This window comes from Rhodococcus sp. MEB032, assembly GCF_030208925.1.
In the GTDB taxonomy this organism is placed as follows: domain Bacteria; phylum Actinomycetota; class Actinomycetes; order Mycobacteriales; family Mycobacteriaceae; genus Rhodococcus_F; species Rhodococcus_F qingshengii.
Window position 1 is genome coordinate 99,452 of record NZ_JARVSY010000002.1, and the last position, 13,978, is coordinate 113,429.

Genomic DNA, 13,978 nt, shown 5'->3' on the forward strand with positions numbered 1-13,978 from the left:
TTTTTCGGCGGTAGTGCCGCGGTGAGAGTTCGTTCCGACGCCCGGGCTACCCAAACTCGACAAACGGTAACCGTCTTCAGAGGACTGCGCGGTCCAGTGGACGCGGAAGCGGATCGAGTGCGCCGGTCTCGCGCAGGCGCTCGTACGCCCGAACGACCCCATCGACGGCCCCGATCTGTAGCAACACGCCGCCCGGTAACGCGGCAACGCCTGCTGCGAGGTCACCCGGGATCGCGTCAGCGCGAGCGGACGAGAGGTAGCCGACTCGGCCGATCACGGGATCACCGACGCGATAGTCGGACTCGTCTTCGAGAGCGTCGAGGATGTCGTCGTCGGTGACATCTCCGAAGTCCGGTTCCCACACCGCGGCGAGCATCCGAAGTAGTTCTGTCTCAGGAACTTCGGCGGTGTCCGGCGCGCTGACGGCAATAATCATCGACTGAAGGACGATTTCAGGTTCGCCGCCCGCCAAGCCGGAGAGTTCGAGCCCCCATTCGGGCCCTCCACTGGCTACGAGCCTCAATCCGATTCCCAGACGATCCGACCAGTCTTCGGCGGCCTGCGCGTTCTCGAGGGCCTGTGCCAACTGGTCGACGGTCACGGCAGTAGCAGGTCCAGCGGAATGGATCTGTTGCCACGACCCGTCGACCACCTCGGGCAACAGGAATTCGACTTGCTCCAACGTCCGACGCCACCGGGAGGCCACGGCCTGCGCCGATTCCGGCCGTCGTCCCCAGAAAACTCGAATAGCGCGTCGTGTCATCGAGTCCTCCGGTAAGGATCGTCCATGGGTAGCCATCTCCCGTCCTCGTGGATTCCGAGATCAGTGACGCCGCGGGTGAGAGCGTCGACGGCCGCGAGAACGGCAGGGCGCGTTTCGTTCTCACGACACAGGAGTGACCACGTCCAGATTGCCGCCGGGTCGATCATCGGGCGTGCCGTGAGATCGCTCGGCAGCGTGATGGTCTGCCCTTTGGGCGAGTTGACGACCGGACGGCCGACGGCACGGACGTGATCGAAGAATGCCGGGCCGGTGATACCACCGTCGTTGATGCGCATGATCTGTGCGCCGGTATCGCGAGCGAATTCTTCGGCGAAGACGTTCCACGAATACCAGGAGGTGGTGTCGTCGTCGACGAGCACGACGACGTCGCGTGCCCGCACCGGTGTGGTGTCCTCTCCGGTGGAGACGGCGTAGAGCCGATCCGCACCGAGCAGTCTTGCGCTCAGAGCATGTTGGGCGACATCGGTTTTCCGCACCCAGGCGATCGCCAGGTCGAGGCTGCCGTCCGCTACCCGCGCGGCCTGCGCGTGCGAAGGCACCACCCAGGCGTCGACGTGCAGTTGCGCGACCCCTGAAGTGCGCGCGATCAGATCCGTGGGGAGCCAATTGACGTAGCCGATCCGGACGGGCTCCGCTCCGGACAGACGCTCCGCGCGGCGTCGCAGATTCTCGGCACTCTCGAGTAGCGCACGGACATCGGGGAGCAGCGCCGCGCCGGCTGGCGTCAGAGCGACGGAACGGCGGTCGCGGACGAACAGCTTGACGCCGAGATCGCGCTCGAGTGCCATGATCTGCTGCGACAATGACGGCCCGGCTATCAGTAGTCGTGCCGCGGCTCGGCCGAAGTGCAGTTCCTCGGCGACGACCTCGAAGTATCTCAGCTGACGCAGCTCCACGATCCTTCATGCTACGTGCGGTGGGAGGTTGTGCCTATCAGTCAGGAGGAAAGCGGTCGTGGCGGTCCGGTGCGGCCGGGGCACACGATAAGACCATGACCACAGTCCACAACGGTGTCGACCCGCGAGCGCACGCTGTCCAAGCTGCCGCTGCGCTGGCGGCGAGCATGGGAATCGGTCGATTCGTGTACACACCGATTCTGCCGTTGATGCACACGCAGGCCGGTCTGTCCGCCTCGCTCGGCGCCACCCTGGCGACAGCGAACTACGTTGGGTACCTCATCGGCGCGCTCGCGGGAATCCTCATTCCCGGCGCGGTGCGCTCGGCAGCGGTGATGCGCACGTCGTTGGTGGTCCTCATCGCGACTTTGGCGCTCATGCCCACTACCCACGACGGATCCATCTGGTTCGCCCTGCGGCTCGTCGCAGGCATTGCCAGTGCCCTCGTGTTCATGATCGCCGTCAGCGCTTTGCACGCGCACCTTCGGGGGCAGTCCCAATTCCTGGCCGGATGGGGATTCGGCGGAGTTGGGCTGGGTATCGCCCTGTCCGGGGTCCTCGTGTTCGTCGTCCGCTTCATCGGTACCTGGAGCACAGCCTGGCTCGCATCTGCGGCCCTTGCAGTGGTGTGTGCGGTCGCAGCCTGGGGATTGACGCCGGAACCGCGTCCGGTCATCACACCGGACGCGCCGGGAACTCCCACTCCCCAACGCGGGTTCACTGCCTTGTTCATCAGCTATTTCCTGGAAGGCATCGGCTACATCATCGCGGGCACGTTCCTTGTTGCCGCAATCGATCTCGCCGCTCCAGAATGGGTCGGCAGCGGCGCTTGGATAGTGGTCGGTCTGGCCGCATTTCCCTCGTGCGCCCTGTGGGCTTGGCTCAGCCTGCGTTGGTCGAGGCCGACTCTGCTTCTCGTTGCCCTGTTGATTCAGGCGGTGGGCATAGCGCTTCCTGCTGTGATCGGAGGCGTCGGCCCCGCACTGATTTCAGCTTTCCTGTTCGGTGTCACCTTCCTTGGTATCGGGTCAATTGTGTTGGCAATCGGCGCGCACCTGCAGTTCCCACGCGCCGTGGCGTTGCTGACCGCTGGATACAGCGTCGGTCAGATTCTCGGCCCACTCGTTGTCACTCCGTTGCTGCGAGACGGGTATCGCGACGCTCTGCTGTTGGGTGCGGCCGTCGTTCTGGGCGCGGCAGTGGCCGCCGCGGTTTTGCGGTTCCGATTCCCTTCCGATCTCGATGCGGACCCTCGGACAGCCACCTCGACTGAGGAGGTAGTTTTTGATGTCAGATGACGAAACGGCCGGAGCACTATCCGACGTAGGACTGGAGATGTTCGAATGAGCGCACTCACAACCGATCTCGACCTGAAGGTCCCTGTCATCGCAGCGCCCATGGCCGGCGGCGCTTCCACACCGGCACTTGTTGCTGCTGCCTCTCGCGCAGGCGGTCTCGGCTTCCTCGCCGCCGGGTACAAGACGCCTCAGGCTCTGTCCGAACAGATCGACGCCGTGCGCGCCGAGGGAGTGTCGTTCGGTGTCAACGTTTTTGCGCCCAACCCGGTGCCTGTCGATGTCGATGCCTACCGTGCCTATGCCAGGGCGATCCAGGTCGAGGCGGATCGCTATGGCATCACACTGGCTGACGGTGAGCCGGTCGAAGACGACGACTATTTCGCGGACAAGATCGACCTGCTTCTGGCCAGCCCGGTTCCGGTAGTGAGCTTCACCTTCGGCATTCCCAGCCCTGTCGTCGTCAATGCGCTGCGCGCTGCCGGTTCGCTGGTCGTGTTGACGGTTACCTCAGCGGCAGAAGCGCTCCTTGCCGTCGAAGCCGGTGCCGATCTGCTTGTCGTGCAATCGTCAGCTGCCGGTGGTCACTCCGGAACGCTCACTCCTCTGGAGGTTCCGGCAGAAACACCGATCACCGAACTGATCGCACAAATCCGTCATCGCACCTCTGTTCCGCTATTGGCGGCCGGTGGACTGGCGACCTCCGCCGACGTCGCTGCTGCCTTACGTGCCGGAGCGGACGCGGCAGTGGTCGGTACTGTGCTGCTGCGCACCGAGGAGAGTGGTGCCTCGGCTCCGCACAAGGCAGCTCTGGCCGACACGTCCCGCGGGAACACGGTCGTCACAAGAGCTTTCACGGGACGTCCTGCACGGGCGCTTCGGAACGAGTTCATCGATCGCTACGACGCACAAGCGCCCATCGGGTACCCGGCCATCCATCACCTGACCAACCCGATGCGCAAAGCCGCTGTTGCGCAGGCAGATCCCGAGCGAATGCACCTGTGGGCCGGTACTGGCTATCGCCACGCGACGGAGGAACCAGCCGGGGTAGTGCTTTCGCGATTGGCTAACCTGTGACGGCGCGGACACCGGACATCACATTGCCCGAGGTAGTGACATACGACGGGCTGCCCAGTGGTGCACACTCGCTTCGAGTCAAGCGCCCCGACGTGGCATTTCAACGCCTGCAGACATTTCTGGAAGCCTGCATCGAACCAGTGTCGTTGCCGTCGTGGACATTAGAGATCCGCCAGGGCGGGCCACCCGCGCCGACCGCGCAATTGACAGAGCTTGCCACTGGGATCCTCGGTGGGCCCCGCTACAAAGCGCAAACCCATACCGAATGGAACGTCCCACCTGGTTCTGTCAACGAAGCGCTCGATGCCCTCGTTGGTTCCGATGCGGTCACAACCCACGGACGTTCTTTGGCGGCACTGACCTACAGTGCGCCCGTACGCCTGATCGACCCGGACACCCATGCGCCGTATCCCGACATCACGCCCGACGCGTTCGGCCGCTTTGCCGTGGATGGATACGGCCGGATTCTCGGCGAGTCAGGCATACGCGCAACCCTCGGCAACGCGACATCCTCACTGTCCCTGTGGCTCAACCTGCCTGCAGACGAACGGTTGTCGTCCGGTGCTCGTCACCTACAAGACCATCTCCCGTTCCGGTTGTCCGCGAAACACTGGCGTCTCTGGCGGCCGAACCGGAGCGCAGACTCTTATCGTTCCAACAAGATTCCGTCGCCGGTTCACGACCACGTTTGAATCACGCAGCAAGCATTTTCATCTCGGGCAGAGTTCGCCGATCTCGGAGACAATGCGATCAGCGCTGCGAACCACCCATACCGCGCGTCCGCCACGCAATGTCGGCATCAAGAGTCGGTCCTTCTCGATGGGCCAGTGCACAAAGGGAAATCCGCCGGCCAGCTCGTCCTGGACTTCGCCGGCGATCAGGGCCGTCAACTCCTGTACAGGCTGTTCGATGTGCGGCCCGACGACCCTGACGCCGATCAGGGGACTGGTTCCTGCACTCTTGCCCTTTGGCCGTGGTCCAGCGTCGAGCGCGAGGTGGCAGTGACCGTCATCGAGCATCGACACCGTCCACACGCAGTTCTGCATGTACGTATCAGGGCCGTGCCAGCGGCATTGCAGATCCCTGCCGACAGCCTGGCACGCCTCGACGACGTTGGCGGGAGCGTCGTCTGGTGCATCCGGCCCCATGATCGGAAAGCTCCAGACTCCCACGTAGTCGAAGTCGGGCAGATACATGCTTTCACTATGGCACGTTGTCAGAATGCGTCTTCCTCGAGTTCCATGATCTCGTTGTCGAGGGAACCCAGGATTTCTTTGGTCGACGCCAGGACGGGCAGGATGTTCTTGGCGAAGTACGACGCGATCACCACCTTGCCCCGATAGAACGACCGGTCCTTTGCCGACGCGTCACGGTCCAAGGCTGCCAACGCGACTTCCGCTTGCACCAACAGGCGCCATCCGATGAGCAGGTCGCCTACCGCGTACAGAAAGCGCACCGAGCCGAGGCCTATCTTGTACAACTCGGAGGGTTGGTCCTGAGAAGCCATCAGATACCCGGTGAGCGTCCCGGCCATCTCCTGCACGTCGGTCAAGGCGGTCTCGAGTAGGACTCGCTCGGCCTTGAGTCGACCGTTCCCGGCCTCACTGTCGATGAACTCTCGTATGCGACCGGCTACGTGAGCGAGTGCAACGCCGCGGTCGCGTGCGATCTTTCGAAAGAAGAAGTCCTGCGCCTGGATTGCCGTGGTGCCCTCGTACAGGGTGTCGATCTTGGCATCGCGGATGTACTGCTCGATGGGGTAGTCCTGAAGATAACCGGAGCCGCCCAGGGTCTGCAGGCTCTCGGTGAGCAGTTCGTAGGCCTTCTCGGAGCCGACGCCCTTGACGATCGGCAGCAGCAGATCGTTGACCCGCGCCGCCAATTCGGCATCCGCACCCGAAACCAACTCGGCGACATCGGCATTCTGGTGTGCGGCGGTGTAGAGGTAGACCGCTCGGAGGCCTTCGGCGTAGGCCTTCTGCATCGCCAGGCTGCGTCGGACGTCGGGGTGGTGCGTAATGGCCACGCGGGGCGCGGTCTTGTTTGTCAGCTCGGTGAGGTCTGCGCCTTGAATTCGTTCTTTTGCGTACTCGAGGGCGTTGAGATAGCCGGTGGACAGTGTTCCGGTAGCCTTGGTGCCCACCATCATTCGAGCATTCTCGATGACCTGGAACATCTGGGCGATACCGTTGTGGACATCACCCACGAGCCAGCCGACGGCAGGAACGTCCGTCGCTCCGAAGGTGAGCTCGCAAGTTGGGGAAGACTTGAGGCCCATCTTGTGCTCGACGCCGGTGACGTACACACCGTTGCGCTCTCCCAGTTCAAGTGTGTCCGAGTTGAAATGGGACTTCGGAACGTAGAACAGGCTCAAACCTTTGGTTCCTGGACCGGCGCCCTCGGGCCGGGCAAGCACCAAGTGGAAGAGGTTCTCGGCCGTGTCTCCGACGTCGCCGCCGGAGATGAACCGCTTGACGCCCTCGATGTGCCACGTGCCGTCGTCCTGCGCGATTGCCTTTGTTCGGCCTGCGCCTACATCGGATCCCGCGTCTGGTTCGGTGAGCACCATCGTCCCGGCCCATCCGCGCTCGAATCCCTCTTTGGCCCAATGTTTTTGCTGTTCGTTCCCGATGGTGTAGAGCACGCTCGCCATCAGTGGACCCATGTTGAAAAAGCTTGCGGATCCGTTTGCCGCGACCAACATTTCGCCGATCGCCCAGACCAACGGTGCAGGAGCAGGAACACCACCCATGCCTTCTGGTAGGCCGAGTCGCGACCAACCGGCCTCGTTCACCGCCTCGACCGTCTTGCGTAGAGGTTCCGGGACCACAACTGCGTGATTGGGTGCGTCGAATTCGACAGGGTTCCGATCCGCGTCGGCGAAGGACGCGGCGACCGGGCCTTCTGCCAGTCTCGCTACTTCCGCAAGAATGTTGCGCACAGTGTCGGTGTCGAGGTCCCCGTAAGCGCCGGCATCCAACAGTTCGCCGATCCCGAGCACCTCGAACAGATTGAACTCGATATCACGCACGTTGCTTTTGTAGTGACCCATTGTTCTCCGACCTTGGTTCGTCAGCAATACGATTCGTCAGCAGATACGGCTCGTCAGCAGTACACAAGAAAGCCTGCCCCACAAGGAATTCAGTACGCAACCGTAGGTAGAGACGAGTGCCGTTGCTACAAAGTAGCGCCGAGTCGCTCTCAATGAAACATTCACTCGTACAATTGGTTTCCGCTGGTGGGGGCGCATATCAGTCGCGTAGCGTCCTCTACGATCAAAGCAGCTGCGCACCAATTGAAGTGCCCGTCCTCACCTTCGGCATCATACGCATTCGGTGTGATCAGTGAACATGCTGATCGGTCGACCAAGAGCGCCTCTCGTTGGTAGCCGAGACGTTCCTCGACCGGCGTGTAGAGCCCAGTTCTGTCTCGTGAGCCTTTGGTATCGGTCAGAGGGTGAGTAGCACTTTGGTGGCGCGCCGCTCGTCCATCGCCCGGTAGCCGGCGGCGGCGTCCTCCAACGGGAGAGTGAGGTCGAAGACGATGCCTGGGTCGATCTGGTCGGTCATGATGAGCTCGATCAGTTCGGGTAGGAATCGCCTGACCGGCGCGGGACCGCCGAGCAGGCTCACCGTCGCGAAGAACAGGTTCATGCCGTCGAGTTCGACGCCGTGGGATACCCCGACGTAGCCGACATGTCCGCCGGGGCGGGTAGCTCCGATAGCCTGCATCATCGATTCTTGGGTACCTACGGCTTCGACGGTCGAGTGGGCGCCGTAGCCGCCGGTGAGTTCCTTGATCTTCGCGATGCCCGCGTCGCCCCGCTCTTCGACGATGTCGGTGGCGCCGAATTGTGTGGCGAGTGCCTGCCGGTCGGCGTGACGTGACATGGCAATGATCCGCTCGGCGCCGAGTTGTCTGGCAGCGAGGATCGCCAAAAGTCCGACTGCGCCGTCGCCGACGACGGCGACCGTTTTGCCAGGTCCGGCTTCCGCAGCTACTGCGGCGAACCAACCGGTGCCGAGTACGTCGGAGGCTGCAAGGAGGCTGCGGGCCTGCCGCTCGGTCGGCTCTCCGTGGACAGGGACGAGGGTGCCGTCCGCGAGCGGGATGCGAGCGTATTCGGATTGGGTGCCGACCGAGCCCATCATGACCTGGTGGATACAGCGAGACTGAAAGCCGGCCTCGCAGATTTCGCAGGTGTTGTCCGACGCGACGAACGAGCCCACGACGAAGTCCCCAACTTCGATGTCGTTGACGTCGGGGCCGACCTGTTCGACGACGCCCACGTATTCGTGTCCCATCGGCGTCGGGCCATTCAGCTCTTCGATGCCGCGGTACGGCCAGAGGTCGGAACCGCAGACGCAGGTGGCTGTAACGCGAATGATCGCGTCGGTCGGTTCGACGATCACCGGCGCTTCGATCTCTTCGACCCGGACGTCGCCGGGGGCATGCATGACGACAGCGCGCATGACGTGGCTCCTCACCATCGGTTTTCTCGTGTCACTTCAACCTGATCACGATTTGGCGGCGTGCGGGAGTCCCGCGCGATAGTGGTACTGCGAGGGACTCCCTCGCTACCGGTCACTGACTTACGCTCGATGGCATGGACGATCGAGCGCAAGTACGCGAATTCCTGACCTCGCGGCGCGCCCGAGTCACGCCCGAACAAGTTGGACTTCCGGCCGGATCGAACCGCCGCGTGGACGGTCTACGTCGAAGTGAAGTGGCAACCCTCGCCGGCGTGAGCGTCGAGTACTACACGAGGCTCGAGCGCGGAGCGATCAGCGGCGCATCGCCGGGTGTACTCGACAGTATCGCGAAGGCCTTACGACTCGACGACGCCGAGCGCGCCCACCTTTTTGATCTCGCGCACGCGGCAAGCCCGGTAGCCAGACCCCCGCGTCGGCGAAATGCGAAGGGCTGGAAGCCCCATCAGAGCCTGCAGTGGGCGCTCGATGCAGTCACCGCGGGACCCGCTTTCGTGCGGAACGGTCGCATGGATCTTCTTGCTGTCAACCCACTCGCGCGTGCTTTCTACAAGGACCTCTACGACATGCCGGGGCAGCCCCCGAACATCGCGCGCTTCACGTTCCTCGACGATAGGGCTTTCGAGTTTTATCCGGACTGGAACGAGTTTGCCGAGGTGACCGTCTCGATTCTGCGAACCGAGGCCGGGCGAGATCCTCACAACAAGGAATTGCACGATCTGATCGGTGAACTCAGCACTCGGAGTGAGGAATTCGGGCGTCGGTGGGGCGCGCACGACGTCCGCCATCACGGCACCGGATTCAAGACATTTCACCACTCCGCCGTGGGGGAGCTGACGCTTGCCTTCGAAGGTTTGGAGATGGCCGCCGAGCCGGGGTTGACGCTCACGATCTACACCGCAGAGCCGGGATCGCCGTCCGCGGAACGGATGCAGTTACTCGCTTCGTTGGCAGCCAGCGAGAATGCGGACTCTTCGCCTCACGTGTCGGAGCGGTCGCTGACGGACGGCTGACGAACTGCGCGACGGTTGATCGGGTCGTCAGTTGACGACTTCGACGGTGGTGCGCTTCGTGCGTTCCTTGCGCAACAGGATTATCAGCGGCAGAAAGTAGAGAGCGGCAACACCGGTGCCTACCAACACCGGCCCAGTGGCGCCGAGACTCGAGGCGAACGCAAACCCGGCGATCCAGGAGCCGACCGCCGTGCCCAGATTGAACGACGAGGTGCTGAGAGCAGAGGCCATCGTCGGCGCCTGATCGGCATAACGCACAGCCATCCCGATCAGGATGGGATTGGTCGACATGCCGAATAGTCCCAGCATGACTACGAGAAACACCGTCACGATCACGTTGTGCGAGAAGAGGCAGAGCGCCCCGAGCACGAGAAACGTCATCGCTGCCGAGACGAACAAGACCCCGTACTGATGCTTCGCACCGAGTCGACCGCCGAGATTGGAGCCGACGAACGCGCCGAGTCCGTAGCCGACAAGCACTAGCGGCACTGCCGACGCAGCAAGTCCCGTGTTCTCGGTCAACAGCGGAGAGATGAAGCTGTACGCCGCCAGCGACGACCCGCACACGACGGCGCAACCGGGCAGAACGAGCCAGATGCGTCCGTCCCGTAGGCTCGCGATCTCCGCTCGCCAGGACGGCACCGCACCGGATTCGGTGTCGGCGGGTACCAATCGGTGCACGACGGCCGCGGCAACGAGTGCGAGGGCGGCGAGGGCCCAGAAAGGACCGCGCCAGCCGATGGTCTGACCGGCCAGAGCGCCGAGCGGAACACCGATGACGTTCGCGAGCATGCCTCCACCCAAGACGATGCCGAGCGCGCGCGAGGAAGACGCCGGGCCTGCCGCTTTTGCTCCGACCACTGCAGCGACTGCCCAGAAGGCGCCCGTCGCCACGGCTGTGAGGAAGCGGGCGCCGAGAATGAGTCCGAAGTTGGACGAGAGCGCGACGATGACGTGTCCGATCGCGAAAACAATCAGAGCCGAGCTCAAGGTCACGCGTCGGGGAACCCTGAGTGTCAAGATCGCCATCGCCGGCGTGCCGACGATCATTCCGATCGCGAAGACGGTGATCATCAGGCCGACGTTCGCGATCGACGTACCGAGGTCACCCGCGATTTCGGGAAGAATGCCGGCGACGACGAATTCGGTTGTACCCATCAAGAAAACTCCGACGGCCAGCACGTAGATCACGAGCGGCAGGCGGCCGGTTTCTTCGACGGTCGGGGCGGAAATCATGAGGTGGTCAGTTCTCTTTCTGTTGACGACGCGCATGTCGTGGCGCACCCGTCCAGGGCATCACGCCCGTCGCCTGCGAGGGAGTCCCGGTCGTTGGGGGTACTCGAAGGGACTCCCGGTGTGGCCGATTGCGCGCTACCGTCGGCGCAAAGACTGCCTGAACCCGGGAGACGCGCCCATGACACGACGACAGATCCGAGGACTGGGCGCCGCCGTGCTCGTCTCGGCCTTCCTGACGGCTTGCGGTAGCGAGGATCCTGAAGGGCCCCGTCCGCAGGCAAGCGCGACAACACGATCGGCGCCCGCCGCGGCCTTCGGTGAACCCGAGACCGTCGCCGACGGCGTGGACGCGCCCTGGTCGATCGCATTCCACGGCGACACACCACTTGTCAGTGAGCGCGACAGCGCGCGAATCCTCGAACTCGACGCCGGCGGAAACAGCCGCGAGGTGGGAGTCGTCGACGGCGTCAGCCCCAGAGGTGAGGGCGGTTTACTAGGGATCGCAGTACGTGAAAACCGCCTGTACGCGTACTTCACCGCGAACGGGGAGAACCGGATCGAACGCTTCGACATCATCGGTGCTCCGGGGGAATTCGCGCTCGGGCCGGCCGAGACGATTCTCGACGGGCTCGCTTCGGCCAACTACCACAACGGTGGTCGCATCGCGTTCGGCCCGGACGGGATGCTGTACGTGACCGTCGGTGATGCCGGTAGTCGAGACAGAGCTCAGGACCTCGACTCGATGTCCGGGAAAATCCTTCGAATGACTCCGGATGGCGATGTGCCGCTAGATAATCCATTTCCGAACTCGCTTGTCTACAGCTACGGTCACCGGAACTCTCAGGGCATTGCCTGGACCGAGGACGGCACGATGTACGCCAGCGAGTTCGGGCAGGACACCTGGGACGAGCTCAACAAGATCGAAGCAGGCGGAAACTACGGGTGGCCCGAGGTCGAAGGGATTGCGGGTGAAGACGGATTCATCGACCCGCTCCAACAATGGTCACCGGATGATGCCAGCCCCAGCGGAATCGCCATCCACGACGGCACGATCTACATCGCCAATCTTCGTGGTGAGCGACTCCGCACGGTGCCCTTGACCGATCCCGCGACCGCCGACGAGCAATTCGTCGACGAATACGGGCGCCTCCGTGATGTTGTAGTCGCACCGGACGGGTCGCTGTGGATACTGACGAACAACACCGACGGACGCGGCGACCCCAACCCCGGTGATGACCGCATCATTCGCGTGCCGTTGCGCTGATGTCGATTTCCGGCGAACGCAGTACTTCCAGCCCGAGGATCCTCGCCGAAGCCGGTGATTCACTAATATCTTTACGACAGGTGCGCCGGGTACGGATCGGAGAGACAGCATGGGGACTTGGGGTTCAGGACCTTTCGACAACGACGTAGCGGGCGACCTGCTCAGCGCAGTACAGGCGGGTGACTACGACATCGACGATTACGCTAGCCACCCCGATGGCGGTTATCTCGATGCCGATGATGCTCAAACAGCAATTGCCGTCGCCGAGATTCTTGCGGTTGCGCACGGCGTTGCGCCGAAGCCTGTGCAGCTGGATGGAATTGACGCCGCCGGGTACGTCAGCACCTTGAGCCCGGAGCAGAAGAGTTGGGTCCTCGCCGCACTCGAGCGTGCAGTTTCCGACAGTGACACTTCGGAGTTGTACGAGTTGTGGGAAGAGAACGGTCCGGAAGACCTCGCAGCTTGGCGGGCACCGATCCTGAGCAGATTGGCCAGCCTCAAAACGGTGGGGTAAGCGTCACTCGTCTGCAGTCCCTTGCTTACTCGGAGTTCGACGAGGACAGACTCCCCTTGACGTACCGGGTGGTGTCGTCAGCGAGGATCTCGGCGAGCCCGCTTTCGATACCGTCCAGTGCTTGCGCGGCGACGTCGGCAGGATCGATCTTCTGTTCGGCGGGTACGCCAGCGGCCATGTCGGTATCCATGTATGCGACATGCAGTGCCGATACGGAGATTTTGCGCGGCGCAAGTTCTTCTCGAACGGCGTCGGTCATCGCCCAGGCCGCTGCCTTCGACGACGCGTAAGACCCGAGCGCGGCTGGATGGAACCAGGACAGCACCGACAGAACGTTGAGTATTGTTCCGCCGTCGTTGTTTTCGATGACGGGAGCAAACGCCCGGGTCACGGCGAGCGGGCCGTAGAAGTTGACGTCCATCTCTCGTCGAATGTCATCGATGTCGCCCCCGATCAAGGGCGCCGAGGTAGAGATACCTGCGTTGTTGACCAGCAAGGTCACATCCGATGCGATTTGCGCGGCGGCGGTTATCGATTCGGCGTCCGTCACGTCCAACCTCAGGGGGATGACGCCGGGTAGATCGACAGTTTCCGGATTGCGCGCAGCCGCGTACACCTTTGCGCCGCGCTCGACGAGTCCCGCAGCCAGATGGCGTCCGAGCCCGCGATTGGCTCCTGTGACGACCGCAACCGTCTTGTTCAGGTCCATGATTCTCCCAGTATTGTGATTGCTCGTGACATTTAGATTATGAATCAAATCTAAGTGTCGGCTAGGATAGATGTCAAGTGAAATCCAAACTGGAAGGCGTTGTGATGGGCCGCGTATCGCAGCAACAAGCGGAAGAGAACCGTCGGCGCGTCGTGGAAACCGCAGCCCGACTGTTCCGAGAGAAGGGCACTCACCTCAGCGTCGCCGACCTGATGAAGGCGTCGGGGCTGACCCACGGTGGCTTCTACAAGCAGTTCGCGTCCAAGGACGCTCTCATCGACGAAGCGACCACCCACGCCTTCAAGGAACTGGCTCAGCTGCACTCTGCGGGACTCGAAGAGTATGCAGGGCAACGTGACTCCGCCCGAAAAGCTTTGATCGATACCTATCTCTCGGTGGCGCATCGCGACAACCCGGCAGACGGATGCCCCGCTGCTGCGCTCGCCGCCGACATGGCGCGCGAGCCTGCAGACAGCGAGGCCCGTCGGGTGTACACGGAGGGAGTGGGGGATTTTGCCGCAGCTCTTGCCGACGACGAAGCTGTCGGTCTCCTCCGGCTCTCCACCATGCTCGGTGCACTGGTTCTTTCGCGAGCTACCAAGGGTTCCCCGCTCTCCGAGGAAATTCTCGATTCCGCGCGCGTCGAACTGATCAGAGGGCTTCGAGAGCCGCTGTCATCTTCTTGACGGTCTCGGGTGCC

General features: G+C 62.9%; 14 protein-coding genes. 7 read left to right on the top strand and 7 right to left on the bottom strand.

Features of this window, described 5'->3' with window-relative positions:
* Nucleotides 1-76 precede the first annotated feature (76 nt).
* Together QRN54_RS03220 and QRN54_RS03225 are read right to left on the bottom strand one after the other, a co-directional pair.
* The gene (locus tag QRN54_RS03220; protein ID WP_058039373.1) at nt 77-763 is read right to left on the bottom strand and encodes a hypothetical protein; all 687 of its coding nucleotides are present in this window, start codon (nt 761-763) and stop codon (nt 77-79) included.
* Entirely contained in the window at nt 760-1,680 is a 921-nt protein-coding gene (locus QRN54_RS03225) for a LysR family transcriptional regulator (RefSeq protein WP_058227803.1), read from the bottom strand. The genes QRN54_RS03220 and QRN54_RS03225 overlap by 4 nt, the downstream gene beginning before the upstream one ends.
* A gap of 95 nt (nt 1,681-1,775) precedes the next feature.
* On the opposite strand from QRN54_RS03225, the gene QRN54_RS03230 reads away from it, so the two are divergent.
* From QRN54_RS03230 to QRN54_RS03240, 3 genes are read left to right on the top strand one after another with little or no spacing between them, the layout of a single operon-like run.
* Complete coding sequence (locus QRN54_RS03230) at nt 1,776-2,978, top strand: YbfB/YjiJ family MFS transporter (RefSeq protein WP_285181568.1); 1,203 nt, start codon at nt 1,776-1,778, stop codon at nt 2,976-2,978.
* 45 nt (nt 2,979-3,023) lie between these two features.
* Nucleotides 3,024-4,052, top strand: a complete 1,029-nt coding sequence (locus QRN54_RS03235) for an NAD(P)H-dependent flavin oxidoreductase (RefSeq protein WP_064443528.1) — start codon at nt 3,024-3,026, stop codon at nt 4,050-4,052.
* Nucleotides 4,049-4,744 carry a hypothetical protein gene (locus tag QRN54_RS03240; protein ID WP_285181569.1) on the top strand — a complete coding sequence of 232 codons (696 nt, stop codon included), beginning with the start codon at nt 4,049-4,051 and terminating at the stop codon, nt 4,742-4,744. The genes QRN54_RS03235 and QRN54_RS03240 overlap by 4 nt, the downstream gene beginning before the upstream one ends.
* 18 nt (nt 4,745-4,762) lie before the next feature.
* Here QRN54_RS03240 and QRN54_RS03245 read toward each other — a convergent pair whose 3' ends face one another.
* From QRN54_RS03245 to QRN54_RS03255, 3 genes are all read right to left on the bottom strand, one after another.
* Entirely contained in the window at nt 4,763-5,248 is a 486-nt protein-coding gene (locus tag QRN54_RS03245; protein WP_285181570.1) for a hypothetical protein, read from the bottom strand.
* Between the two features lie 20 nt (nt 5,249-5,268).
* A complete protein-coding gene (locus tag QRN54_RS03250; RefSeq protein ID WP_042922938.1) occupies nt 5,269-7,104 on the bottom strand; it encodes an acyl-CoA dehydrogenase in 1,836 nt (611 codons plus the stop codon).
* Between the two features lie 397 nt (nt 7,105-7,501).
* A complete protein-coding gene (locus QRN54_RS03255) occupies nt 7,502-8,524 on the bottom strand; it encodes a zinc-dependent alcohol dehydrogenase family protein (RefSeq protein WP_030537173.1) in 1,023 nt (340 codons plus the stop codon).
* Nucleotides 8,525-8,658: 134 nt separating this feature from the next.
* On the opposite strand from QRN54_RS03255, the gene QRN54_RS03260 reads away from it, so the two are divergent.
* On the top strand, nt 8,659-9,555 hold the full coding sequence (locus QRN54_RS03260) for a helix-turn-helix transcriptional regulator (protein ID WP_285181571.1): 897 nt from the start codon (nt 8,659-8,661) through the stop codon (nt 9,553-9,555).
* 27 nt (nt 9,556-9,582) lie between these two features.
* Here the strand turns inward: QRN54_RS03260 and QRN54_RS03265 are convergent, their stop codons facing one another.
* Complete coding sequence (locus QRN54_RS03265; RefSeq protein WP_285181572.1) at nt 9,583-10,791, bottom strand: MFS transporter; 1,209 nt, start codon at nt 10,789-10,791, stop codon at nt 9,583-9,585.
* Nucleotides 10,792-10,969: 178 nt separating this feature from the next.
* Here QRN54_RS03265 and QRN54_RS03270 point away from each other — a divergent pair, with 178 nt between their 5' ends.
* Together QRN54_RS03270 and QRN54_RS03275 are read left to right on the top strand one after the other, a co-directional pair.
* Entirely contained in the window at nt 10,970-12,055 is a 1,086-nt protein-coding gene (locus QRN54_RS03270) for a PQQ-dependent sugar dehydrogenase (RefSeq protein WP_285181573.1), read from the top strand.
* 109 nt (nt 12,056-12,164) lie between these two features.
* Entirely contained in the window at nt 12,165-12,569 is a 405-nt protein-coding gene (locus QRN54_RS03275; protein ID WP_042448139.1) for a DUF4259 domain-containing protein, read from the top strand.
* Between the two features lie 25 nt (nt 12,570-12,594).
* Here the strand turns inward: QRN54_RS03275 and QRN54_RS03280 are convergent, their stop codons facing one another.
* Nucleotides 12,595-13,278: an SDR family oxidoreductase gene (locus QRN54_RS03280; RefSeq protein WP_007735616.1), complete on the bottom strand. Its 684-nt coding sequence runs from the start codon at nt 13,276-13,278 to the stop codon at nt 12,595-12,597.
* A 77-nt stretch (nt 13,279-13,355) separates the two neighbouring features.
* Between QRN54_RS03280 and QRN54_RS03285 the strand changes: the two genes are divergently transcribed.
* On the top strand, nt 13,356-13,964 hold the full coding sequence (locus QRN54_RS03285) for a TetR/AcrR family transcriptional regulator (protein WP_214660268.1): 609 nt from the start codon (nt 13,356-13,358) through the stop codon (nt 13,962-13,964).
* The last annotated feature ends 14 nt before the right edge of the window (nt 13,965-13,978 follow it).

What these genes read in the sequence shown, in the direction of transcription:
- QRN54_RS03245 (WP_285181570.1), bottom strand. Translation starts at nt 5,248, where the DNA reads ATGTATCTGCCCGACTTCGACTACGTGGGAGTCTGGAGCTTTCCGATC.
- QRN54_RS03280 (WP_007735616.1), bottom strand. Translation starts at nt 13,278, where the DNA reads ATGGACCTGAACAAGACGGTTGCGGTCGTCACAGGAGCCAATCGCGGG.
- QRN54_RS03235 (WP_064443528.1), top strand. Translation starts at nt 3,024, where the DNA reads ATGAGCGCACTCACAACCGATCTCGACCTGAAGGTCCCTGTCATCGCA.
- QRN54_RS03265 (WP_285181572.1), bottom strand. Translation starts at nt 10,791, where the DNA reads ATGATTTCCGCCCCGACCGTCGAAGAAACCGGCCGCCTGCCGCTCGTG.
- QRN54_RS03270 (WP_285181573.1), top strand. Translation starts at nt 10,970, where the DNA reads ATGACACGACGACAGATCCGAGGACTGGGCGCCGCCGTGCTCGTCTCG.
- QRN54_RS03275 (WP_042448139.1), top strand. Translation starts at nt 12,165, where the DNA reads ATGGGGACTTGGGGTTCAGGACCTTTCGACAACGACGTAGCGGGCGAC.
- QRN54_RS03260 (WP_285181571.1), top strand. Translation starts at nt 8,659, where the DNA reads ATGGACGATCGAGCGCAAGTACGCGAATTCCTGACCTCGCGGCGCGCC.
- QRN54_RS03250 (WP_042922938.1), bottom strand. Translation starts at nt 7,104, where the DNA reads ATGGGTCACTACAAAAGCAACGTGCGTGATATCGAGTTCAATCTGTTC.
- QRN54_RS03230 (WP_285181568.1), top strand. Translation starts at nt 1,776, where the DNA reads ATGACCACAGTCCACAACGGTGTCGACCCGCGAGCGCACGCTGTCCAA.
- QRN54_RS03255 (WP_030537173.1), bottom strand. Translation starts at nt 8,524, where the DNA reads ATGCGCGCTGTCGTCATGCATGCCCCCGGCGACGTCCGGGTCGAAGAG.
- QRN54_RS03220 (WP_058039373.1), bottom strand. Translation starts at nt 763, where the DNA reads ATGACACGACGCGCTATTCGAGTTTTCTGGGGACGACGGCCGGAATCG.